The 23,138-nt window shown below is 56.8% G+C and carries 21 protein-coding genes and 1 riboswitch; of the genes, 7 read left to right on the top strand and 14 right to left on the bottom strand.

Translation table 11 applies throughout. The features are described from left to right. Nucleotides 1–9: 9 nt before the first annotated feature. The 6 genes from ureC to plsY form a co-directional block, all read right to left on the bottom strand. Nucleotides 10–1,713, bottom strand: coding sequence for an urease subunit alpha (ureC, locus tag IM282_RS19815; RefSeq protein WP_192970751.1), 1,704 nt, complete (start codon nucleotides 1,711–1,713; stop codon nucleotides 10–12). Further along, nucleotides 1,706–2,020 carry an urease subunit beta gene (locus tag IM282_RS19810; RefSeq protein WP_022649443.1) on the bottom strand — a complete coding sequence of 105 codons (315 nt, stop codon included), beginning with the start codon at nucleotides 2,018–2,020 and terminating at the stop codon, nucleotides 1,706–1,708. Before IM282_RS19810 ends, ureC begins: the two co-directional genes overlap by 8 nt. A gap of 10 nt (nucleotides 2,021–2,030) precedes the next feature. Next, a complete protein-coding gene (locus IM282_RS19805) occupies nucleotides 2,031–2,333 on the bottom strand; it encodes an urease subunit gamma (RefSeq protein ID WP_003862556.1) in 303 nt (100 codons plus the stop codon). A 10-nt stretch (nucleotides 2,334–2,343) separates the two neighbouring features. Then, nucleotides 2,344–3,171, bottom strand: a complete 828-nt coding sequence (locus IM282_RS19800) for an urease accessory protein UreD (RefSeq protein ID WP_046620802.1) — start codon at nucleotides 3,169–3,171, stop codon at nucleotides 2,344–2,346. Nucleotides 3,172–3,326: 155 nt separating this feature from the next. Further along, entirely contained in the window at nucleotides 3,327–4,793 is a 1,467-nt protein-coding gene (locus tag IM282_RS19795) for an MFS transporter (RefSeq protein WP_192970750.1), read from the bottom strand. Between the two features lie 91 nt (nucleotides 4,794–4,884). Then, nucleotides 4,885–5,499 carry a glycerol-3-phosphate 1-O-acyltransferase PlsY gene (plsY, locus tag IM282_RS19790; RefSeq protein WP_022649440.1) on the bottom strand — a complete coding sequence of 205 codons (615 nt, stop codon included), beginning with the start codon at nucleotides 5,497–5,499 and terminating at the stop codon, nucleotides 4,885–4,887. Nucleotides 5,500–5,606: 107 nt separating this feature from the next. On the opposite strand from plsY, the gene folB reads away from it, so the two are divergent. Beyond that, entirely contained in the window at nucleotides 5,607–5,975 is a 369-nt protein-coding gene (folB, locus tag IM282_RS19785; RefSeq protein ID WP_063149085.1) for a bifunctional dihydroneopterin aldolase/7,8-dihydroneopterin epimerase, read from the top strand. A 106-nt stretch (nucleotides 5,976–6,081) separates the two neighbouring features. Further along, the gene (gene bacA / locus IM282_RS19780) at nucleotides 6,082–6,903 is read left to right on the top strand and encodes an undecaprenyl-diphosphate phosphatase (RefSeq protein WP_003862545.1); all 822 of its coding nucleotides are present in this window, start codon (nucleotides 6,082–6,084) and stop codon (nucleotides 6,901–6,903) included. 13 nt (nucleotides 6,904–6,916) lie between these two features. Here bacA and IM282_RS19775 read toward each other — a convergent pair whose 3' ends face one another. Together IM282_RS19775 and IM282_RS19770 are read right to left on the bottom strand one after the other, a co-directional pair. After that, nucleotides 6,917–8,158 (bottom strand): multifunctional CCA addition/repair protein, encoded by a 1,242-nt coding sequence (locus IM282_RS19775; RefSeq protein WP_023298627.1) that lies wholly within the window; start codon nucleotides 8,156–8,158, stop codon nucleotides 6,917–6,919. 60 nt (nucleotides 8,159–8,218) lie between these two features. Then, nucleotides 8,219–8,839, bottom strand: a complete 621-nt coding sequence (locus tag IM282_RS19770; protein ID WP_001303390.1) for a TIGR04211 family SH3 domain-containing protein — start codon at nucleotides 8,837–8,839, stop codon at nucleotides 8,219–8,221. Between the two features lie 237 nt (nucleotides 8,840–9,076). Between IM282_RS19770 and IM282_RS19765 the strand changes: the two genes are divergently transcribed. The 3 genes from IM282_RS19765 to hldE are packed head-to-tail and all read left to right on the top strand — an operon-like array spanning nucleotide 9,077 to nucleotide 14,726. Beyond that, nucleotides 9,077–10,378: an inorganic triphosphatase gene (locus IM282_RS19765; RefSeq protein ID WP_192970749.1), complete on the top strand. Its 1,302-nt coding sequence runs from the start codon at nucleotides 9,077–9,079 to the stop codon at nucleotides 10,376–10,378. 21 nt (nucleotides 10,379–10,399) lie between these two features. Beyond that, nucleotides 10,400–13,255, top strand: a complete 2,856-nt coding sequence (glnE, locus tag IM282_RS19760) for a bifunctional [glutamate--ammonia ligase]-adenylyl-L-tyrosine phosphorylase/[glutamate--ammonia-ligase] adenylyltransferase (protein WP_192970748.1) — start codon at nucleotides 10,400–10,402, stop codon at nucleotides 13,253–13,255. A gap of 40 nt (nucleotides 13,256–13,295) precedes the next feature. Further along, on the top strand, nucleotides 13,296–14,726 hold the full coding sequence (gene hldE / locus IM282_RS19755; protein ID WP_015571898.1) for a bifunctional D-glycero-beta-D-manno-heptose-7-phosphate kinase/D-glycero-beta-D-manno-heptose 1-phosphate adenylyltransferase HldE: 1,431 nt from the start codon (nucleotides 13,296–13,298) through the stop codon (nucleotides 14,724–14,726). Between the two features lie 114 nt (nucleotides 14,727–14,840). On the opposite strand, the gene ubiK is transcribed toward hldE, so the two are convergent. Beyond that, nucleotides 14,841–15,137 carry a ubiquinone biosynthesis accessory factor UbiK gene (ubiK, locus tag IM282_RS19750; protein ID WP_000566823.1) on the bottom strand — a complete coding sequence of 99 codons (297 nt, stop codon included), beginning with the start codon at nucleotides 15,135–15,137 and terminating at the stop codon, nucleotides 14,841–14,843. Between the two features lie 120 nt (nucleotides 15,138–15,257). Then, a riboswitch (FMN riboswitch) is annotated at nucleotides 15,258–15,408 on the top strand. 105 nt (nucleotides 15,409–15,513) lie between these two features. Between ubiK and ribB the strand changes: the two genes are divergently transcribed. Further along, on the top strand, nucleotides 15,514–16,167 hold the full coding sequence (ribB, locus tag IM282_RS19745; protein WP_003862538.1) for a 3,4-dihydroxy-2-butanone-4-phosphate synthase: 654 nt from the start codon (nucleotides 15,514–15,516) through the stop codon (nucleotides 16,165–16,167). A 44-nt stretch (nucleotides 16,168–16,211) separates the two neighbouring features. Here the strand turns inward: ribB and IM282_RS19740 are convergent, their stop codons facing one another. From IM282_RS19740 to zupT, 5 genes are all read right to left on the bottom strand, one after another. Next, nucleotides 16,212–17,273, bottom strand: coding sequence for a type 1 fimbrial protein (locus IM282_RS19740; protein WP_058646834.1), 1,062 nt, complete (start codon nucleotides 17,271–17,273; stop codon nucleotides 16,212–16,214). Further along, nucleotides 17,257–18,018: a molecular chaperone gene (locus tag IM282_RS19735; RefSeq protein WP_023306972.1), complete on the bottom strand. Its 762-nt coding sequence runs from the start codon at nucleotides 18,016–18,018 to the stop codon at nucleotides 17,257–17,259. The genes IM282_RS19740 and IM282_RS19735 overlap by 17 nt, the downstream gene beginning before the upstream one ends. A gap of 9 nt (nucleotides 18,019–18,027) precedes the next feature. Beyond that, nucleotides 18,028–20,472, bottom strand: coding sequence for a fimbria/pilus outer membrane usher protein (locus tag IM282_RS19730; RefSeq protein ID WP_126315313.1), 2,445 nt, complete (start codon nucleotides 20,470–20,472; stop codon nucleotides 18,028–18,030). A 76-nt stretch (nucleotides 20,473–20,548) separates the two neighbouring features. Next, nucleotides 20,549–21,109, bottom strand: a complete 561-nt coding sequence (locus IM282_RS19725; protein WP_022649431.1) for a fimbrial protein — start codon at nucleotides 21,107–21,109, stop codon at nucleotides 20,549–20,551. Nucleotides 21,110–21,375: 266 nt separating this feature from the next. Next, nucleotides 21,376–22,149 (bottom strand): zinc transporter ZupT, encoded by a 774-nt coding sequence (gene zupT, locus IM282_RS19720; RefSeq protein WP_022649430.1) that lies wholly within the window; start codon nucleotides 22,147–22,149, stop codon nucleotides 21,376–21,378. A gap of 130 nt (nucleotides 22,150–22,279) precedes the next feature. Here zupT and ygiD point away from each other — a divergent pair, with 130 nt between their 5' ends. Next, the gene (gene ygiD / locus IM282_RS19715; RefSeq protein ID WP_038416743.1) at nucleotides 22,280–23,068 is read left to right on the top strand and encodes a 4,5-DOPA dioxygenase extradiol; all 789 of its coding nucleotides are present in this window, start codon (nucleotides 22,280–22,282) and stop codon (nucleotides 23,066–23,068) included. The last annotated feature ends 70 nt before the right edge of the window (nucleotides 23,069–23,138 follow it).

Raw genomic sequence — 23,138 nt, 5'->3', positions numbered from 1 at the left:
CATCACTCCTCAAAACAGAAAATAGCGTTGCGCCATCGGCAAAACTTCTGCCGGTTCGCTGGTGATCAATTCGCCGTCGACGCGAACCTCATAGGTTTGCGAGTCAACGGTGATATTCGGCTGTAAATCGTTGTGGATCATGTCGGCCTTTTTCACCGTCCGGCAGCCTTTCACCACCGCAGTGGCGCTTTGCAATCCGAGCCGCTGCGGAATGCCGCTGGCATCAGCGGCCTGCGAGACAAACGTCAGCCGCGTGGCGTGGCGTGCGGCACCAAGTGCACCAAACATCGGGCGGTAATGCACCGGCTGCGGCGTGGGGATCGAGGCGTTGATGTCGCCCATCGGCGCGCAGGCGATCATCCCGCCTTTGACGATGGTGGCCGGTTTGACGCCAAAGAAAGCGGGGGACCAGACCACCAGATCCGCCAGCTTGCCCGCCTCAATAGAACCGACCTCATGGGCGATGCCGTGGGTAAGAGCCGGATTAATGGTGTATTTGGCGACATAGCGCTTCACGCGGAAGTTGTCGTTCTCGCCTGTCTCTTCCGGCAGTGCGCCGCGCTGCACCTTCATGCGGTGCGCCACCTGCCAGGTGCGGATAATCACTTCCCCCACGCGGCCCATGGCCTGTGAATCTGACGAGGTGAGCGAGAACGCGCCGATATCGTGCAGCACGTCTTCGGCGGCGATGGTTTCCCGACGAATACGGGATTCCGCAAACGCCACGTCCTCGGCGATATCCGGGTCGAGATGGTGACAGACCATCAGCATGTCCAGGTGCTCGTCGATGGTATTCACCGTGTAGGGCAGCGTCGGGTTGGTGGAGGAGGGCAAAATATTCGGGTGCGCGCAGGCGGTGATGATATCCGGCGCATGGCCGCCGCCCGCCCCTTCGGTGTGGAAGGTGTGGATGGTGCGCCCGGCGATGGCAGCCAGCGTGTCTTCGACAAAACCGGACTCGTTCAGCGTGTCGCTGTGCAGCGCCACCTGAGTATCCATCTCTTCAGCGACCTCCAGCGAGCAGTTGATTGCCGCAGGCGTCGCGCCCCAGTCTTCGTGGATCTTAAGCCCGATGGCGCCAGCCGCGATCTGCTCGCGCAGCGCGTCCGGGTTTGAACCGTTCCCTTTGCCCAGCAGGCCAATATTCACCGGCAGCGTATCGGCGGCCTGCAACATGCGGGCGATATACCACGGCCCCGGCGTGCAGGTGGTGGCGTTTGTACCTGCCGCAGGGCCGGTGCCGCCGCCGATCATGGTGGTGACGCCAGAGACCAGCGCCTCTTCCGCCTGCTGCGGACAGATCCAGTGGATGTGGGTGTCGATCCCGCCAGGGGTGACGATCTTCCCTTCGGCGGCGATCACTTCCGTTGCCGCGCCAATCGGGATCGTCACGCCGGGCTGAATGTCCGGGTTTCCGGCTTTGCCGACGGCGAAGATCCGCCCATCTTTTACGCCGATATCCGCTTTCACGATCCCCCAGTGATCGACGATCAGCGCGTTGGTGAGCACCAGATCCACGCAGTCGTCGGCGGTCATCTGCCCCTGTCCCATGCCGTCGCGGATCACTTTTCCGCCGCCGAATTTAACCTCTTCGCCGTAGATCGTGAGATCGTCTTCCACTTCGATCCACAGCTCGCTGTCGGCCAGCCGCACTTTATCCCCGGTAGTGGGGCCGAACATATCGGCATACGCCTGGCGTGAAATCTCAGCCATGTTTCACCTCGCCCATGACCTCGCCGCGAAAACCAAAAATGCGCTGCGCGCCCGTCACCTGCACCAGCGCCACTTCCCGCTTCTGGCCGGGCTCGAAGCGCACGGCAGTACCGGCCGGGATGTTGAGTCGGTAACCTCGGGTGGCTTCGCGATCGAATTTCAACGCCGGGTTGACCTCGTAAAAGTGGTAATGCGAGCCGACCTGGATCGGCCTGTCGCCGTGGTTTTCCACGATCACACTTCGGGTTTCGCGCCCGACGTTGAGCGCAATGTTGCCGGACTGGATCCGGTATTCGCCTGGGATCATCACGCGCTCCTTACACGATCGGATTGTGGACGGTGACGAGCTTGGATCCGTCCGGGAAGGTGGCTTCCACCTGGATATCCGGGATCATCTCCGGCACGCCCTCCATCACCTGATCGCGCGTCAGGACGTGGCGGCCGGCTTCCATCAGCGAGGCGACGGTTTCGCCATCGCGCGCGCCTTCCATAATAAAGGCGCTGATCAGCGCGACCGATTCTGGGTAGTTGAGCTTTACCCCGCGCGCGAGGCGGCGTTCGGCAACCAGCGCGGCGGTGAACAGCAACAGCTTGTCTTTTTCTCTGGGAGTCAGTTCCATAGCGTTTCTCTTATGTCTGCCAGATACGCGGCGAACAGGCGGTTTTGGGGGTTAAAAGCGGGCGAAGCGACTGCCAGATATCGCGCATCACCCGCTGGCAAATGAGGTTGTCGTGGGAGAGAAAACGCACCGACAGCAGGTCGTCGGTGAGCGTCGCCCCGCCAAAGTTTTCCAGCGGGGCGAGCCGCTCGCGCACTGTATCAAGATGTGCTTCCCGGGCCGGGTAGAACAGCAGCGTGCCGACCCACGGATGGCCTGCGACGGGCGACAGATCGCCATCGCTAAGATGCAGTCGCTCAATCAAACGCGGCTCGCCATCCACCCACACCTCAAGGCGGCTCTCCAGCGTGCCGTGGCTGAAGGATTCGTTTATCACCGGACGGCCCAGACAGTACAGCTCCCACGCCAGCAGCGTGCTGGTGGCCTTAAGGTGGAAGACGGAACGCAGCGCGGCGTTAGCGCCGGGGAAAATTATGGTGTCCTGCGGCAGCCACTCCAGCGTGGCCTCTTCGTCGAGGTAAAAATGCTGATTCAGACAGGCCTGCGGGCCGCTGCTGCGATAGAACTTGCTGGCGCCGGGCATGGTGATGAGGGCATGGCTTTTGGCGTCGAGCCGCACGGAAATATCCAGCGTATCCCCGCCCACAATCCCGCCTGGTGGATGCAGCAGGTAAAGATGGCAGGTCTCGCCTTCAGGGTAAAACGGGCGCTGAACGGTGAGCGGCCCGGTGTGACGCGCGGAATGGAGGAGGGTTTTTTCAGGGGTATAACAAAACTGGAGGGCAAGCGTGGCCTGCCAGCCTTTGTATGAATTATCAGTGACCTGAGTTGCTAACATGGTGCTTCCACTTCCGCACTATCGAGATACGTTTCAGTATGCCCTGGCGGAAATGAAGGCTGTCATATGAGTCGCTTATGGATAAAAAACCGGCTCATGTGAGCCGGTTTCAGTAGTGTAGGCCGGGTAAGCGCAGCGACACCCGGCAAGAAAGGCTAGCGATAATCCTCTGCATCCACATCATACCCCGACGGCTCCCAGCGGATCGCCAGCAGCGATACCAGGCCGATAAACGGCGCCAGCGCAATCACCCAGAACACGGCGGTATCCAGCGACGCGACCAGTAGCGGGAACAGAAACAGTGACAGCGTTGAACTGCTGCGCATCAGCGTCTGGTTAAGCCCCACGCCCACGCCGCGCAGCGAGGTCGGGTAGCTCAAGGAGGCAAACGTCATGGTATGCGCACCCGGACCAAAACCCTGGCCAAACAGGAACAGCGCCAGCATCGCGACGGCGACCACGCCTTCCGTGGCCCCGTCAGGGCGGCCAATCAGCGCCAGACCGAGCAGCGCCACCAGCTGGCAGGCGTAACCCGCCAGTGACATTCGCCACGCGCCGAAGCGCGGAACATAGCGCACTGCCAGCAGCCCGCCGACAAACGCAAACAGCAGGTTAAGCGCCAGCGAGATCAGAATGGTGGTCAGCATCGACTGCACAAAGAAGCTGGAAATGATCACCGGCAGGCCAAAGGCTACGGCGTTATAGGCGAACGAGGAGACAACCGACAGCAGCGTGGCGAGCGTGGTACGCCGCAGGTAGATACCGCGGAACAGATTCAGGTAGTTCGACCATTTTGCCTTATTGACCACCGGCGCGGGCTGGTCAAGCGCATCCTGCGGCACGTGGGCATTAATGTTGTACGACTGCCGCAGGATGGACGCCGCCTCCTTCAGATTGCCCTGATTCGCCGCCCAGACCGGGGATTCGCTCATATAGCGGCTGCGGATGGCGATAATCACCAGCGCGGGCACCGCGCCGAAGCCAAGGATCAGACGCCAGAGCCAGTCGCTGTGGCCTTCCGGCAGCACGGCGTAGAAGAAGAGCACCAGAAGATAAGAGATGCTGATGGCCGCATACCAGGTGGGGCACCACATTGCCACGATGGAGGCTTTATTCCCCGGGCCTTTCAGCCTGGCGAACTCGCTGAGAAACGCCATCGCCACGGGAAGGTCGATCCCGACGCCAAGACCCATCACAAAGCGCGCGCCCGCCAGCACATATTCGTTCGGAGCCAGCGCACAGGCGATAGCGGCGACGACAAAGAACACCATGTCGGCCATAAAGACGCGGTAGCGCCCGATTTTATCCGTAAGATAGCCGCCAAGCAGCGCCCCGACAATGGCACCAAAGGTAATGGCTGAAGCCACCATGCCGGTACCAGCGGGCGTCAGGTTAAATTCGCGGGTGATGTCTTTGATGCCGAATGCCAGCGCGCCGAGATCGTAGGCATCGAGAAAAATTCCCCCGAGCGCGATACCGACCACGATGCGGGCATTGGCCCGGCCCTGAGAGCCGTCATTAACGAGACGTGAAACGTCCGATGCGCTGCGTACCCACTTGATGTCGCCATCCGGGGTGTTTCCTGCCGTTGGGAGGGGAGTTGTGTCTGTGATTTCTGCCATTTTCTTTTATGTGGTTGTGTTGTGTACCTAACAGTTACCACAGGCAGAAGGGGACAAAAATCACATTTGGTTATAAGGCATAACGAACGGTTTACTGAGCGTCTTTCTTTTTACGCTTGAGCTTCGTCCAGATTTTGGTTTCCTGGCGACGCCACAGGCGCTGAATGTTGTCATGATGACGCAGCAGGATCAGGCACGAGAGCATCGATACCGGGAAGGTAAACTGCGGTTTAAACCACCAGACATAGAACGGGGCGATCAGCGCGCTGACGATGGCGCCCAGCGATGAATAGCCGCTCAGCAGGATGGTCAGCAGCCAGGTGCCCGCCATCACGCCAGTGAGATCCCAGCCGATCGGCGCAATCGCGCCAAACGCGGTTGCAACGCCTTTACCGCCTTTAAAACCAAAGAAAACGGGCCAGATATGGCCGACGCAGGCGGCGATAGCAATCAGCCCCAGCCAGAAGGGTGTGACGCCCAGCGCATACGCACCCCAGACGGGGAGCATTCCTTTCAGAACATCAAAAATCAAAACCGCTACGGCTGCTCCCTTGCCGCCAATTCGTAGTACATTGGTCGCCCCCGGATTCCCGGAACCACTTTCACGCGGGTCAGGCAACCCGGCGATGCGGCAGACCAGAATGGCGCTGGAGATTGAGCCGCAAAGGTAGGCGAGGATAATCATTCCAGGCGCGATTGCACTCATAACGCTGTTCCGTTTTGAAAATGTATCTGTATTCTCAGCATCTGTGGATAATACGCATAATTCGCCGGAAGTGGTATCCGGTTTAGCCAAAAAGCAGGCAGGTCGTGATGGATATTGTATTTATAGAGCAACTTTCGGTAATCACCACAATTGGTGTTTACGACTGGGAACAGACCATCGAGCAGAAACTGGTGTTCGATATCGAAATGGGCTGGGATAACCGCAAGTCAGCAAAAAGCGATGATGTGAATGACTGTCTGAGCTACGCCGACATCAGTGAAGCGGTCATCGGCCACGTGGAAGGGCAACGATTTGCGCTGGTGGAACGCGTGGCGGAAGAGGTAGCGGACCTGCTACTGAGCAAATTTAACTCCCCGTGGGTGCGCATCAAACTAAGCAAGCCGGGCGCGGTGGCGCGCGCCGCCAACGTGGGCGTGATTATCGAGCGTGGCACAAATCTGAAAGGAAAGATTTAACGTCATAATTGCTAAACCATTTTAGGTTATATCGGTCTTAAAGCTGTATCTTTCACGGTTGTCCGCGTGGGACACCGTTTTTTTATATCTTTTTAGGGGTTTATAGATGAGCGATATGCACTCGCTGCTGGTGGCGGCAATTCTGGGTGTGGTCGAAGGATTGACGGAGTTTTTGCCGGTGTCCAGTACGGGCCATATGATTATCGTTGGCCATCTCCTGGGCTTTGAAGGCGATACCGCAAAGACGTTTGAGGTGGTGATTCAGCTGGGCTCTATTCTGGCGGTGGTCGTCATGTTCTGGCGTCGTCTGTTTGGTCTGATCGGCATCCACTTCGGGCGTTTACCGCAGCGTGAAGGAGAGGGCAAGGGGCGCCTGACGCTGATTCATATTCTGCTGGGGATGATCCCGGCGGTGGTGCTGGGGCTGGTGTTCCACGACACAATAAAATCGCTTTTCAACCCGATTAACGTGATGTACGCGCTGGTTGTCGGCGGCTTCCTGCTGATTGCCGCCGAAGTGCTGAAGCCAAAAACCCCGCGTGCAGAAGGTCTGGACGATATGACGTATCGCCAGGCGTTTATGATTGGCTGCTTCCAGTGTCTGGCGTTGTGGCCGGGCTTCTCCCGTTCAGGGGCAACCATTTCCGGCGGGATGCTGATGGGCGTGAGCCGTTACGCGGCGTCTGAGTTCTCGTTCCTGCTGGCGGTACCGATGATGATGGGCGCCACCGCACTGGATCTCTACAAAAGCATTGGCTTCCTGACCGTAGGCGACATTCCGATGTTCGCCGTGGGCTTTATCACCGCCTTTATCGTGGCGCTGATTGCCATCAAAACCTTCCTGCAACTGATTAAGCGTATCTCGTTTATTCCGTTCGCGATCTACCGCTTTATCGTCGCGGCTGCCGTGTACGTGGTCTTCTTCTGATGACCGACCGCCCTCAGTCTTTCGGCTGAGGGCAACGTTTTTCCTTCCACGCCGCAACCGCATCAATCCGCCGTTTCGTCAGCTCTTCGCGGATCTCCGGGCCTTTAAACCCTGCCTCCACTACCTCTTTCGTTGGCACCGCTTTTGCGATTTCCCACGCCTCGCGCAGCAAACGACCCTGCGGATAATCGGACGCTTCAAACCCGGTACGACCGCGCACGTCCGCTTCGCTGGTCAGCGCAATTTGCTCCACGCGCTGCGGCTTGCGCCAGGCGTCGATGTTATCGAACAGCCTGACGATGGTGGCGGGTTTCAGGATCGGAAAGGTGTGGATCAGGTCGTGGAACTCGGCGACCAGTTTTGCCAGATCGCGAATGTCATTCGGCACGCGCAGGCGCTGGCAAAGCCCTTCAACCAGCTTTACGCCAGCCGGACCGTGCCCGTGGTGGCGTGGCCACAACTCCTTTGGCGTTAAACCTTTGCCGAGGTCATGGCAGAGGGTGGAAAAGCGCACGTCCACTTCAGGGCTGAGCATAGCGGCCATGCTAAGCGTCATCAGGGTGTGAATGCCGGTATCAATTTCCGGGTGCCATTTCGCCGGGGCGGGCACGCCAAACAGCGCGTCTATTTCCGGGAACAGCACTTTCAGCGCCCCGCAGTCGCGCAGAACCTGGAAAAAGACCTGTGGGTTGCGGGTGGTCAGGGCGTTTTCGGTCTCTTTCCAGACGCGTTCTGGCGTCAGGTGTTCCAGCTCGCCCGCGTCGGTCATGGCCGTCATCAGCGCCATCGTCTCGTCGGCGATACGGAAGCTCAGATGGGCATAACGGGCGGCAAAACGCGCCACGCGCAGTACGCGAAGCGGATCTTCAGAAAAGGCGGGGGAAATATGGCGTAAAAGACGATCGCGCAGATCGTTCTGGCCGCCGTAGGCGTCGATGATATGTCCGTTTTCGTCCTGCGCCAGGGCGTTAATGGTGAGATCGCGGCGCAGTAAGTCCTGCTCCAGCGTGACATCCGGCGCGGCATAGCAGGTGAAGCCGGTATAACCGGAACCCGATTTCCGTTCGGTACGCGCCAGGGCGTACTCTTCGCGGCTTTTCGGATGGAGGAACACAGGAAAATCGCGGCCTACCTGCTGGTAGCCCGCGTCAATCATCGCTTCGGGCGTGGCACCGACCACGACCCAATCTTTATCTTTGACCGGCAGACCTAATAACGCATCACGTACCGCACCACCGACCAGATAACTCTTCACGCCAACACTCCCGTTTTCTCTTTTCGCAAGATGATACGTAAGTGTGGCAGAGAAGACGAGTTAGTTCATCCAGCGGTCTTTACGTTTACGGCTTGGGATAAGGTGAGGAAGCACCAGACCCAGCACCAGACCGACGCCCAGTACGCCGCCGCCATACATAAACCACTGCATGATGATGGTGCGTTGTTTGTCATCCAGCTGTAGATTAGCGGCGTTTACTTTCTTCTGTGCGACGATCAGCTCGTTTTTCAGCTTCTGATTTTCGTCTTTCAGACCGGCGATCACGCTGTCGCTTTGCGCCACTTTCTGCTGCATCTCTGCGGTGCGCTGGTTCCAGGTACCGTCAATGTTGTTCAGCTTATCGGTCAGGGTTTTCACCTGATTTTCCAGATCCGGCACGCGGGTGCGCAGGCTTGGCACTGTGCTTAGCTCTTTCAGCGGGATCCATGAGGTGCGGCCAGAGCTGTCACGAACCTGACCGTAATTGGTGTCTGCGTTAGTTTGCAGCAGAGTCACTTCCTCGCCGGCATTTACCGTACCCACGAGGCGATAATTGTCTCCAGGGCCGCTGCGTACCCAGGTATTCAGTTCATCAGAAACGTAACGTTTCTCTTCAGCGTGGACCGCGGTTGCAGCGCTAAAAGCGAGTAAAGTAAGTCCAATCAGGCGTAATTTAAGCATATCAGTCGTTATTTTCATAAAAAGTGGAACGATAGTAGTGGTATCAGTGTCGCTACGCAAAGGATTCATCATCAATCGGAATCATCTGTGTCATGATTTCCACCGCTTTAAACTTTTACGCCCGTCAAATTGCTCATTGCGTGGCAATTTGGCGCAAAATACTATGTACTGACAAACAAATGGCGAGGAAGTTCGCCTTCATCGACGCGTCTGTGACGCACGCAAAAGTACAAGGCTATGGCACAAGAGATCGAATTAAAGTTTATCGTCGAAAAAGACAGCGCTGACGCGCTCCGCCAGCATCTGAATACGCTGTCCGGCGAGCACCATGAACCCGTACAGCTGCTCAACATCTATTACGAAACGCCGGACAACTGGCTGCGCAGCCACGATATGGGCCTGCGCATCCGTGGTGCGAACGGGCGCTACGAGATGACGATGAAAATCGCCGGTCGCGTGGTGGGCGGTTTGCACCAGCGTCCGGAATACAATATCGACATCAGTAAGCCAGAACTTGAGCTGGATCGTTTTCCGGCGGAAGTGTGGCCGGAAGGGACGCTGCCCGCAACGCTGTCGGCAGAGGCGCAACCGCTGTTCAGCACCGATTTCTGGCGCGAGAAATGGCTGGTGACGGAAGGCAAGAGCCGCATTGAGATTGCGTTTGATCGAGGTGAAATTAAGGCGGGTGAAGAGCAGGAGCCGATCTGCGAATTGGAACTCGAACTGCTGGAAGGCGAGGCGAGTGATGTGCTGAAGCTGGCGCACAAGCTGGTGAACCAGCCTGGCCTGCGTCAGGGCAGCCTGAGTAAAGCGGCACGCGGCTATCACCTGGCCGCCGGGAATGCGCCGCGCGTGCTGCGAGAAACCCCGATTCTGCGCGTTGTGCCGAAAGCCTCCGTTGAGCAGGGCATGGAAGCGGCGCTGGAGCTGGCGCTCTCTCAGTGGCAGTACCACGAGGAGCTGTGGGCGCGTAACGTGAAAAATGCCAAAAAACAGGTGCTGGCCGCTATGGGGCTGGTGCGTCATACCCTGACGCTCTTTGGCGGCATTGTACCGCGTAAAGCCAGCACTCACTTACGTGATTTGCTCACTCAAACCGAAACGCTGATGCTTTCCGACGTGTCGGCACAAACGGCGATCTACAGCCCGCAAAACGCCGGCGCGAAACTGGCGCTGACCGAGTTTCTGGTGACGCGCGGCTGGCGCACGTTCCTCGATGCGAAAGGGCAGACCAAAATCGCGGAAAACTTCAAACGTTTTGCGGATATCCACCTCTCCCGTCACGCGGCCGAGCTGCGAACCACCTTCGCGCATCCGCTGGGCGACCAGTATGGCGATCAGCTTCCCCGCCTGGCGCGTAACATCGACAGCATGTTGCTGCTGTCAGGTGCGTATGAGGGCGTTAAGGCGCAGGCCTGGCTGGAGAACTGGCAGGGGCTGAAGCATGCCATCGAGACCCGTCAGCAGATCGAAATCGAGCATTTCCGCAACGAGGCCATTTCGCAGGATCCGTACTGGCTGCACAGCGGAAAACGTTAATTCTGGCAAGGAACCCCTGATATGCCGCTTTCTTCGCAGTTACAGCAGCACTGGCAGACCGTTTGCGAACGCCTGCCTGAGTCGTTACCCGCGTCATCGTTAAGCGAGCAGGCGAAAAGCGTGCTCACGTTCAGTGATTTTGTGCAGGAGAGCGTCAGCGCTAACCCGGACTGGCTGGCAGCGCTGGAAAGCGCGCCGCCGCAGGCTGACGAGTGGCGGCATTATGCTGGCTGGCTGCAAACCGCGCTGGCAGAGGTGGCAGATGAACCCACGCTGATGCGCGTTCTGCGTCAGTTCCGCCGCCGGGTGATGGTACGCATTGCCTGGGCGCAGGCGCTGGAGCTGGTGAGTGAAGAGAGCACCTTGCAGCAGTTGAGCGAGCTGGCGCAGACGCTGATCGTCGCCGCGCGGGATTGGCTCTACGCCGCCTGCTGTAAAGAGTGGGGCACGCCGTGCAGCGAAGACGGGGTTCCGCAACCGCTGTTGATACTGGGGATGGGCAAGCTGGGCGGCTGCGAGCTCAATTTTTCCTCAGACATCGACCTGATTTTTGCCTGGCCGGAGAACGGCACCACGCGCGGCGGTCGTCGCGAGCTGGACAACGCCCAGTTCTTTACCCGCCTCGGCCAGCGGCTGATTAAGGCGCTGGATCAGCCCACCCAGGATGGTTTTGTCTACCGCGTGGACATGCGTCTGCGTCCGTTTGGCGACAGCGGGCCACTGGTGCTGAGCTTTGCCGCGCTGGAAGATTATTACCAGGAGCAGGGGCGCGACTGGGAGCGTTACGCGATGGTCAAAGCGCGGATCATGGGCGACAGCGACGATGCCTACGCCAACGAGCTGCGCGCCATGCTGCGCCCGTTCGTGTTCCGCCGCTACATTGACTTCAGCGTGATCCAGTCCCTGCGAAATATGAAAGGGATGATTGCCCGCGAGGTGCGTCGCCGTGGCCTGAAGGACAACATCAAGCTCGGCGCGGGCGGTATTCGTGAGATCGAATTTATCGTTCAGGTCTTCCAGCTGATACGCGGCGGGCGCGAACCTTCTCTGCAATCCCGTTCGCTGCTGCCAACGCTCAGCGCTATCGATCAGCTGCATCTGCTGCCGGAAGGCGACGCGCAAACGCTGCGTGACGCTTATCTCTTCCTGCGTCGTCTGGAAAATCTGCTGCAAAGTATCAACGACGAACAGACCCAGACGTTACCGGGCGATGAGCTGAACCGGGCGCGTTTGGCCTGGGGGGTGCGGGTGGATGACTGGGCGGCGCTGACGGAACGGCTGGAAGCGCATATGGCGGGCGTGCGCCGCATCTTTAACGATCTGATCGGCGACGACGAAAGTGAATCGCAGGACGATGCGCTCTCCGAGCACTGGCGCGAACTGTGGCAGGACGCGCTTCAGGAAGATGACACCACGCCGGTGCTGGCGCACTTAAGCGACGATGCCCGCCATCGCGTGGTGGCGTTAATCGCCGACTTCCGCCTCGAACTGAACAAACGCGCCATTGGCCCGCGCGGTCGTCAGGTGCTGGATCATCTGATGCCGCATCTGCTGAGCGATGTCTGCTCCCGCGAGGATGCGCCGGTGCCGCTGTCGCGCATGATGCCGCTCCTGAGCGGGATCGTCACGCGTACCACCTACCTTGAACTATTAAGTGAGTTTCCCGGCGCGCTGAAGCATCTGATTTCCCTTTGCGCCGCCTCCCCGATGGTGGCGAACAAGCTGGCGCGTTATCCGCTGCTGCTCGACGAACTGCTCGACCCGAATACGCTCTATCAGCCGACGGCGACGGATGCTTACCGCGACGAGCTGCGTCAGTATCTGCTGCGCGTGCCGGAAGAGGACGAAGAGCAACAGCTTGAGGCGCTGCGTCAGTTTAAGCAGGCACAGATGTTGCGCGTGGCGGCGGCAGATATCGCCGGTACTCTGCCGGTAATGAAAGTGAGCGATCACTTAACCTGGCTGGCGGAAGCGATCATCGACGCGGTAGTCCACCAGGCGTGGGTGCAGATGGTGGCCCGCTACGGGCAGCCGAAGCACCTTGCTGACCGTGAAGGCCGCGGTTTTGCGGTGGTTGGTTACGGCAAGCTGGGCGGCTGGGAGCTGGGCTACAGCTCCGATCTGGATCTGATTTTCCTCCACGACTGTCCGGTTGACGTGATGACCGACGGCGAGCGTGAAATCGACGGGCGGCAGTTCTACCTGCGCCTGGCCCAGCGCATCATGCACCTGTTCAGCACTCGCACCTCATCCGGCATTCTGTATGAAGTGGATGCGCGTCTGCGCCCGTCCGGCGCGGCAGGCATGCTGGTTACCTCGACGGAGGCTTTTGCCGACTATCAGAAGAACGAAGCCTGGACGTGGGAGCATCAGGCGCTGGTGCGCGCCCGCGTGGTGTACGGCGATCCGCAGCTCAAAACGCAGTTCGATGCGATCCGCAAGGCGGTCATGACGACCCCGCGCGAAGGCTGTACGCTGCAAACCGAAGTGCGTGAAATGCGTGAGAAAATGCGCGCGCACCTTGGCAACAAACATCGCGATCGCTTTGATATCAAAGCTGATGAGGGCGGGATTACCGATATTGAGTTTATCACTCAGTATCTGGTGCTGTTGCACGCGCACGATAAGCCGAAGCTGACCCGCTGGTCGGATAACGTGCGCATACTGGAACTGCTGGCGCAGAACGACATTATGGATGAGCAGGAGGCGCAGGCATTAACCCGCGCCTACACCACGCTGCGTGACGAGTTGCACCATCTGGCCTTACAGGAACAGCCGGGCCATGTGGCGCTGGACGGTTTCACCGATGAACGCGCGCAGGTGACCGCAAGCTGGCAGAAGTGGCTGGTGGAACCGTGCGTAACAAAACAAGTGTGATATTATCGCGCGCAAATTGTGAATCTTTCTGGAGTCAGGAATGAAAGTAACACTGCCAGAGTTTGAACGTGCTGGAGTTATGGTTGTCGGGGATGTGATGCTGGATCGCTACTGGTATGGGCCGACCAGCCGTATCTCTCCGGAAGCGCCGGTGCCGGTAGTTAAGGTCGACACCATTGAAGAACGTCCAGGCGGCGCGGCAAACGTGGCGATGAACATAGCCTCGCTGGGCGCGCATTCGCGGCTGGTGGGCCTGACCGGCATTGACGATGCGGCGCGTGCGCTGAGCCAGTCGCTGGCGGACGTGAACGTGAAGTGCGACTTCGTTTCTGTTCCGACCCACCCAACCATCACCAAGCTGCGCGTGCTGTCGCGTAACCAGCAGCTGATCCGCCTCGACTTTGAAGAAGGGTTCGAAGGCGTTGATCCTGAGCCGCTGCATGAGCGCATTAGCCAGGCGCTGGGCAATATCGGCGCGCTGGTGCTGTCTGATTATGCCAAAGGTGCGCTGGCGAGCGTGCAGACCATGATCCAGCTGGCGCGCAAAGCCAGCGTTCCGGTGCTGATCGACCCGAAAGGCACCGATTTTGAGCGCTATCGCGGCGCAACCCTGCTGACGCCCAACCTCTCTGAGTTCGAAGCGGTGGCGGGCAAGTGCAAAACTGAAGAAGAGCTGGTTGAGCGCGGCATGAAAATCATCGCTGATTTCGAGCTGTCTGCGCTGCTGGTGACCCGTTCCGAACAGGGCATGACGCTGCTGCAACCGGGCAAGGCGCCGCTGCATATGCCAACCCAGGCGCAGGAAGTGTACGACGTGACCGGTGCCGGTGATACGGTGATTGGCGTGCTGGCGGCGACGCTGGCGGCGGGGAACTCCCTGGAAGAAGCGTGCTACTTCGCGAATGCCGCGGCGGGCGTGGTCGTCGGTAAACTCGGAACCTCCACCGTTTCGCCAATCGAGCTGGAAAATGCGGTGCGTGGGCGTGCGGATACCGGCTTTGGCGTCATGACCGAAGACGAGCTGAAAGTGGCCGTTGCCGCCGCGCGCAAACGCGGTGAAAAAGTGGTGATGACGAACGGCGTGTTCGACATCCTGCATGCGGGTCATGTCTCGTATCTGGCGAATGCGCGCAAGCTGGGCGACCGCCTGATTGTGGCGGTCAACAGCGATGCCTCAACCAAACGTCTGAAGGGTGAAACGCGTCCGGTGAACCCGCTGGAGCAGCGCATGATAGTGCTCGGCGCGCTGGAAGCGGTGGACTGGGTGGTCTCATTTGAAGAAGACACCCCGCAGCGCCTGATTGCCGGAATTCTGCCTGACCTGCTGGTGAAGGGCGGTGATTACAAACCAGAGCAAATCGCAGGTAGCGAAGAGGTCTGGGCGAATGGCGGTGAAGTGATGGTGCTCAACTTTGAGGACGGGTGTTCAACCACCAACATCATTAAGAAGATCCAGAAAGACAGTCAGTAAAAAACGGGCCAGTTGGCCCGTTTTTTTATGTCGGGTGGCGGCTGCGCCTTACCCGACCTACGCGTTCATGTAGGCCCGGTAAGGCGTAGCCGCCACCGGGCACAACAGACCGCACTATGCCTGGTCATCCACCGGTGGAATAGCTGGCGCTGGCTTCACCTCTTCCGGCGCATTGCGGCTCTCCAGCTCGCTCAGACGCTGTTCCAGCAGCGCCAGCTTCTCGCGGGTGCGCAGCAGCACCTGCGTCTGCACGTCAAACTCTTCGCGGCTGACTAAATCAAGGCGAACCAACTGTGCCTGCAACGTCTGGCGAATTTTCTTCTCAACGTCATCACCAAACTCACGAATACCTTTCGGCATGGACTCATGAACCTGACGCGCGATCTGCTCAATTTTCTTTGGGTCAATCATTGTCGTTTCCCTTGATGAAAAGGTGTTAGTGCCTATTGTAGCGCGTCATGCCGCGGGTTAAACAAAATTGTTTGAAGCTTATGCATTGCCCAGGGTAATCAATAGCGTTATAGTTATCTCGCTTATTCTCAGGGCGGGGCGAAATTCCCCACCGGCGGTAAATCAGCTTAACGCTGAAAGCCCGCGAGCGCTTTGGGTGAATTCTCAAAGGTCAGCAGATCCGGTGTAATTCCGGGGCCGACGGTTAGAGTCCGGATGGGAGAGAGTAACGATCCAGTCGGGCATGGCCCGCTCACGTTATTTTTTTGCCGCTTGTACGGCGCTCCTAAGACTGCCCTGATTCTGGTAACCATAAAGTTAATGAGGTTTTTTTACCATGAATCAGACGCTACTTTCCTCTTTTGGCACTTCAACTCAACGTGTTGAACATGCACTGGATGCACTGCGCGAAGGCCGCGGTGTGATGGTGCTTGACGATGAAAACCGTGAAAACGAAGGCGACATGATTTTTGCCGCCGAGAACATGACCGTTGAGCAGATGGCGCTGACCATCCGTCACGGTAGCGGCATCGTATGCCTGTGCATCACCGAAGACCGTCGCCAGCAGCTTGATCTGCCGATGATGGTTGAAAACAACACCAGCGCCTTTGGTACCGGCTTCACCGTGACCATTGAAGCGGCACATGGCGTCACCACCGGGGTGTCGGCGGCTGACCGCCTGACTACCGTGCGTGCAGCGATTGCTGATGGTGCAAAACCCTCCGATCTGCACCGCCCTGGTCATGTCTTCCCGCTGCGCGCGCAGCCGGGCGGCGTGCTGACCCGTGGTGGTCATACCGAAGCGACCATCGATCTGGTGACGCTGGCTGGCTTCAAACCCGCAGGCGTGCTGTGCGAACTGACCAACGATGATGGCACCATGGCGCGCGCGCCGGAGTGCATCACCTTTGCGCGTCTGCACAATATGCCAGTGGTGACGATTGAAGATCTGGTTGAATACCGCCGGGCGCATGAGCGTAAAGCCAGCTGAACATGCTGATGTGAAAAAGCCGGGGAAACCCGGCTTTTTTGTTTCTAGTGGTAGTTAATTTTGAACAGTACCACGGTTTCAAACGGCCCGGACTGAATCGCTTTTCCTTCATCCCGCGAAAGTTCAGCCGTGTAGTTTTGCTCAAGATTCATCATATCGCCCGTAAAATCGGCGTATTCCTTGTACTGGTTGAATGTGTAAGGCTCCGTTCCGTTAAGAATACGCAGCTTTAACCCATTCCCTATCAGTACCGCGGTGTCGTCTGCGCTGAGCGTTTCGGTTGTGTAAAATGACGAGTCCATCTTAAATCCGTCCGAGCACTGGGCATCCTGCACTTTGGTGGTTCGAATTGAAAACGTGCGAATACGCTTCTGCTGATTCACAATGTCGCGCGCACTGAAGGTGCCGAAGTCGATCTCCTGATTCTCAGGGTAAATGCTAAACGTCGCCCCGCAATCCAGTACCGTAATGTTTTGCAGCCCGTTGATGTGATACTTCAGGTTCTTCGCGTCGGCCATCTGATTAACGCCACCCTTACCGTCAAATTGCACAACGATGTAATCGCTGAGCGAACTGACATAGCCATGCGGCGGCACAGCCTTTATTCTCACGAAAAGTCGTAATCGGGCGACGAACGTGCGCGAAATATGGATATCATCCGGATTACCAGAGCAAATGCGATTCTCCCAACCCATCTGGCGGATTTGAGCAGGGGTGTAAATAGTGATGTTATTGTTGTCCAGACACTGGCGGGTATCCACGCCGTTGGGCTGACCTGTAGCATCGTAATCTATACCTTCATAGGTGACGCCCAGCTCATAATAGGGATCAGTTGCGGTAGGATAAGGATTTACCCAGGCAAAGACATCTTCCGGCTTAAAATTGCTCGAGACGTTGTTGTCACACGTCACCGGAATCCTAATGTCATCAGACTCCCATATTTTTTGGCCAATTTGGGCGTTGCTGGGTATGGCAAAGGGGGAGATCGTTTTTGTCTCCTCGACGGAACCGCCAGAGCCACCCAGATAACAGTTAAGCGCCATCGCATCTTCCAAAGGTAGCGCTGAAAGCAGCAATGTAAGCAGGACACTAGCGAGCTTTCGCATCTTTATCGATTTTCCGTTCGGTAAGTTTACATTGCGCCGTTCCGGTGCACTGCACGTCGACTTTTTTCAGGGCACCGTAATCGTCGATATAGCCGATGCTGTAATAACTACCGTGGTAATCGCCGGTAGACGCGGTTGCCGTGGCGAAAGGCGCAATCATCAGACTGTCAAAACCCGGCAGCATGGTTTTAGCATTTTTGCTCAGCCACGCCAGCGTGATGTAGTACGGCGTAGGGTTGTGGACCGTGAGCCCATCCGCGTTGGCGGAAATTTCCATTCGCATTTCAGTCAGTTCGCCGGATTTTTTGCTAATCGCTTCTGGACGCCAGAACAGCTTAATTCGGCTCTGCATTGCTACCTGCATCACGCTGCGCTCCTCGCTGGCGCTGGTGTTTTTTGGCGGTACTTCACGCAGGTTGAAATAAAACAGCGATTCCCTGTCTCCTGGCAGCTGGCGAGTAGTGGCTTGTTTAACAATCCTTATCTGCGACGAGGTGCCCGCTTCGATACGTTGAATGGGGGGAAGCGCCATAAAGTGCGTATCTTCTTTTTGTCCCTTTTCATCTTCAATCCAGGAGAGCGCCAGATAAGGCAGCACCTTGCTCTGATTGTCCACTTTCAGGCTGCTGGCCTTGTCGCTTTCTGGAAAAACAATGCGCGTGCGGTCCAGATTAATGGCTGCGTGGGTAGCAAATGCTGTGCTGGTTAGCATCAGGCACAGGCTTTTAAACGGCGTTAATTTCATGATGATTTCTTACTGACACGGCAGTATCAACTGCATACTGTTTTCTAAGTGAGAAGGTAACGAGAAGCGACACTGTTGGTTGTCGCCCCATGTCACGCGAAACTGCTGTTCTGGCTCAACGGCGGCCAGCCAGACGCGGCCTTCATCGGCCACCATCCCAACCTGCAAATTGCTTGCTTCCAGGCGAACAATCGCCCCGAGAGGTGGCGCTCCTGATGACATTCGCAGAACGCCTGTCACGTCCTTACCTGCGCGCGTGGCAATCTGACGATAACCAATGGCTCCCTCAGTCCAGGTTGAGGTCACGACGCGGTTGTCTACGTCCACGCCATCAGGGAGGTTGTTCAGATTGACCTGCACGCTGGAGGGGGAATAGCTGGAGAATGACGGTAAAACGCCGATGCCAAAACGGTTGGTCTCATCTCGCGACATGTTCAGCGGGATATTGCCTACCCCGTCGGTGCTGACCATCACACGAGGTTCATTACCGTAGCTGCGCCGGTGCAGCGCGGCGCCTTTCGCCGTTGAGGTGAAGGAACCACTCCAGCTCGCGCTGAGGGAGTTATATTCGTCAGCTTTATAGCTGCCTGAGAGATTGAGATCGCCGTACGTAGAATAATGCTGATAATTCCCGCTGACCTGCGCGCCGGAATCTGGCTTTCCGCTCTCCGCGCCTGCGGAAACGCCCCAGGTATTATTGCGATCCGACGTGTCATACCACGACACGTTATGACTCAGCGTGTCGCTGTTACGCAGGTCATAGTTAAGACGATGATCGGGATCGAGCGGTACGCTGAGCGAGAGATAGAACTGAGTATCGTCACTTTCGTCTTCCTCATCGTAATGCGTTTTACTCCAGGACAGGGTTACGCCGAGGTTCTTCCAGCGGCCCATATCAAAGTTGTAGCCCGCCGTGATGCTGCCGGTCGTGGAAGGTGAATCATTCCACCATGTCTGACGCAGCATGTTGACGTACAGGTTCAGGGATAACGCTGAAATGTACTGGCTTGCCGTCATGCTCAGGGTTTGTTTCTCCGACTGGCGGTCACCGTCGTCATAATCAAGGTAGCGGGCGTAGCTCAAAAACTGGGGGTCTGAGTAGCGGTAGCTGGCAAGCGTAAGCTGACTGCCGGTGGTATCGAAACGCTTGCTGTAGTTAATGCGATAGCTGTAACCCGTCTGACTGCGCTGGTGTGGCAGCTGGCTGGTGGCCTGCGTGACGTCAAAAGAGAGCGCCCCCAGCCAGTCCATATTCTGGCCGATCCCGGCAGCGACGGAACGATAACCGTCGCCATCAGTCAGCGTGCCGCCATACAGGGAGGTGTGTGACAGCATGCCCCAGGAAAATTCGCCGCTCATGAAGGCGTTATCTTCAACGTCATGGGAGGCACCCTGGCGCACTTTACCCGCCGCGAACTTGTAGCGAACCTGACCCTTGCGCGTTAAAAACGGCACGGACTCGGCAGAGACCTGGAAGGTGCTGACGCGGCCGTCCTCTTCCGTGACTTTGACGTCCAGCGTGCCCTGAACCGACTGGTTAAGATCCTGAATAACAAACGGGCCTGGTGGCACTTTACTTTGGTAAATCACGCGATCGGCAAGGCTTACGGTCACCGTGGCGTTGGTTTGCGCTATCCCGGTAATCTGCGGGGCATAGCCGCGCAGCGACCATGGCAGCATACGTTCTTCGCTGATTAGCGATGCGCCGGTATAGGTAAAGGCGTCAAAAATTGCGGACTGGAAATCCGTTTCACCCAGCGTCAGTTTCGCTCCGATTGAGGGCAGAGGGCGGAACATATATACGCGTGAAAAACGGCCATCCTGCTCTGAGCCTGCTTCAGTATCGCTTCGCGTGTACTGGTAATCGCTTCGCAGGCGCCACGCGCCCATGTTCGCACCGACGGTGCCATAGGTATTGCCGTTATTATTGCTGCTGCCGCTATTGGGCTGATAATGGCTGGCAAAAAGATTGTAATCCAGCAGTACGCCCGGCACGCCGTTGTCCCAGGTGGATGGCGGCATCCAGTCCACCGCACGGTATTGCAGCCACGCCTGGGGGATCGTCACATTCAGGGATTGGCTATCTTGCTCAAACGTAAATCTGATGTCTGGTCTGGCGGCGAAATCAACGCATCCCTCTTTTTCTGGCAAAGCGTGACGAACCTCATCCTGTAACGCAAATGTATCGGCCAGTTCGGGAGGAATACAGACCTGAACTGCATTATTTATTTCTCTCCAGCGAAGGAGCCAGCCATTTGCCAGCGGAATATCATTAACTGAAACGGTAACGAAATAGCTTCCCGGCGTAACCGATATTTGATCTTTAAAACGTGATAAATCGACGCTGCCGCGCTGATCTTTATCGATGGCGTTTATATTAAATTCAGTGGCAGAGGTAAGTCTCGTCATTAACAGGGATGCAATGATGATTATCCATTGTAATTTGTACGTCATCATCCTGTTACTCGAATATATAAAGGATGCCGACCGGCATGAATTACCAGTCGGCTAATACTGTTACGTAACAGAATTATTTGTACAACAGGACGTAGTTAGCCGTGGCTTCAACCTGGCCTGCCGTCGCAGTTTTACCCGTGGGGACTTCCATAACCGCTTTGAAATGCAGCGTCTGGGTGGTTGATCCTGCCAGCAACTCAACCTCGTTGGATTCTCCCAGCGTGATAGCAGCCTCCGCATTATCCAGCAGACGTACACCCACGTTCTGCGCACCACTTGCATAGGTGTTACTCATCAGGCTGGTGTCCGTCGCGTCTGTCGCTGCGCTGGTGAAGGTGACATCCACTTTGGTAATTGGCGTGTCGGTTTCGTCTGCCGGATCGTCAAGCTGGCAGTTTTCCAGATTAATATCGACCGGAACCGGCGTGGATTTTTTGTTGGCGTTGATAACGGCCGTAGTCACTTCACCCAGATCGACTTCTTTATCAACGCTGTCTGGTGCGATGCTGCACGGTGCGTCAATAACAACACCTTTGAATTTGATTTTGCCAGAGCCTTGATCTTCAGCAAAAGCAGAACCCGACACAATGCCAGCCATAGCCGCTGCTAACAGTAATTTCTTACCCATATACATGGAAATATCCTTTTTCAGAGTGATTCATAATGTGAATATTAATTTCAGAATACTTGCAAAGTATACGGATTGGGGTGGGAATACGCGATTAACGTGACTTAAATATATTTGTAGGTGCTTTTAATTAATATTTTCAGGCTATCTTAAGAGACGCCTTTTTTTGAAATTCTAATGGGTTTATATTTGGTGGGTTATTATAGGGTAAATATATAGGATTGTTATTTTGAATAGTATAATGCCTCCGTATGAAACGGAGGCATTAATTCTTAACCTATACCTGCCGTTTGTAGCAGAACCAGACTCATCCCCATCACTGACATTCCACACAGCACGCCGTAGCTTGGGTTATTGTTGGGATCGATCTCTTTTGCCAGCGGCATCAGCTCATCGACAGATAGCGCGACCATAATCCCGGCCACGGCAGCCATAATTGCAGCCATTACAACCGGGGATACGAGGCTACCGAGGATCAGCCACGCCAGCACGCCGCCGAGAATTTCAGCCATCCCGGAGATACCCGCCCAAAAGACAGCTGTACGTTTTGAACCCGTGGCGGCATAAACGGGCCCGGCAACGGCAAGTCCTTCAGGAATATTGTGCAAAGCAACGGCCAGCGCGACACCAAAACCCATTTCCAGGTTGCTGCTGGCCGTGACATAGGTGGCGATACCTTCCGGAAAGTTATGCAGGCTGATACCCAGCGTCAGCAGAATGGCCGTGCGTTTGATATTGCCAGGGATGGGGGCAACGCTTTTTTGCATTAGATCCTGCGGGTGCGCGTGAGGAAGGATACGGTCGAGTGCAAAATAACCCAGCAGGCCAATGATAAACATGCCATAGCCCAGAACAGGCGACATCCCTTCGGCGTGAAGCGCGGCGGGCAGCATCTCCATCAGCGAGATAAGCAGCATGATCCCGGCGGCGAAACCCAGCGAGAAGGCCAGCAGGCGATTAGAGGGTTTTTGACCGAGTACCCCAAGGAACGCACCGATAAAGGTCGCGGCGCCAGCAAGTAAGGTCAAAATCAAAGGTACTGACATGCATTCTCCTTAAGCGATATCTGGCATTCAAATTTCCTGATGATGATCTTCACGGTTATCTACGTTCATCTTCACCTGAATGCGCGTAATGTAGGCCCATCACTTTGTCACTTCCTCTAAGGATATCACCATGTCTCCTTCTCGTATGCCAGCACTGTTTTTAGGCCATGGCAGCCCCATGAACGTTCTGGAAGATAACGTCTATACCCGCGCCTGGTGTCAACTGGGTAAGACGTTACCGCGTCCGAAGGCAATTGTGGTGGTCTCTGCGCACTGGTTTACCCGGGGTACCGGCGTGACGGCCATGGAAGCGCCAAAAACGATCCATGATTTTGGCGGTTTTCCGCAGGCGCTATACGATACGCATTATCCGGCCCCCGGTTCGCCTGAGCTGGCGCAGCGGCTGGTTGATCTGCTCGCCCCTGTTCCGGTTGCGCTGGACAAAGAAGCCTGGGGCTTTGACCATGGCTCGTGGGGCGTGCTGATTAAGATGTATCCTGATGCGGATATCCCGATGGTGCAACTGAGTATCGACAGCACCAAACCGGCTGCCTGGCACATGGAGATGGGGCGTAAGCTGGCTTCGCTTCGTGATGAGGGCATCATGCTGATTGCCAGTGGCAACGTGGTGCATAACCTGCGTACGGTACGCTGGCACGGTGAAAATACGCCGTACCCTTGGGCAACAGCCTTTAATGACTATGTAAAAGACAACCTGACCTGGCAAGGGCCGGTCGAACGGCACCCTTTGGTGAACTATCTGGATCACGACGGCGGTTCGCTCTCTAACCCGACGCCGGAACACTTCTTGCCATTGCTGTATGTATTAGGCGCATGGGACGGTCAGGAGGTTATTACAACACCGGTCGACGGTATTGAGATGGGGAGCTTGAGTATGCTGTCGGTGCAGGTGGGGTAAAACATGCCCGGTGGCGCTGCGCTTACCGGGCCTGCGCTCAACATGTAGGCCGGGTAAGGCGAAGCCGCCA

The organism is Enterobacter cloacae complex sp. P29RS, from assembly GCF_014893445.1.
Classification (GTDB): domain Bacteria; phylum Pseudomonadota; class Gammaproteobacteria; order Enterobacterales; family Enterobacteriaceae; genus Enterobacter; species Enterobacter intestinihominis.
The sequence above is the reverse complement of the archived record's forward strand: the minus strand, read 5'-3'. Positions and strand labels throughout refer to the sequence as shown.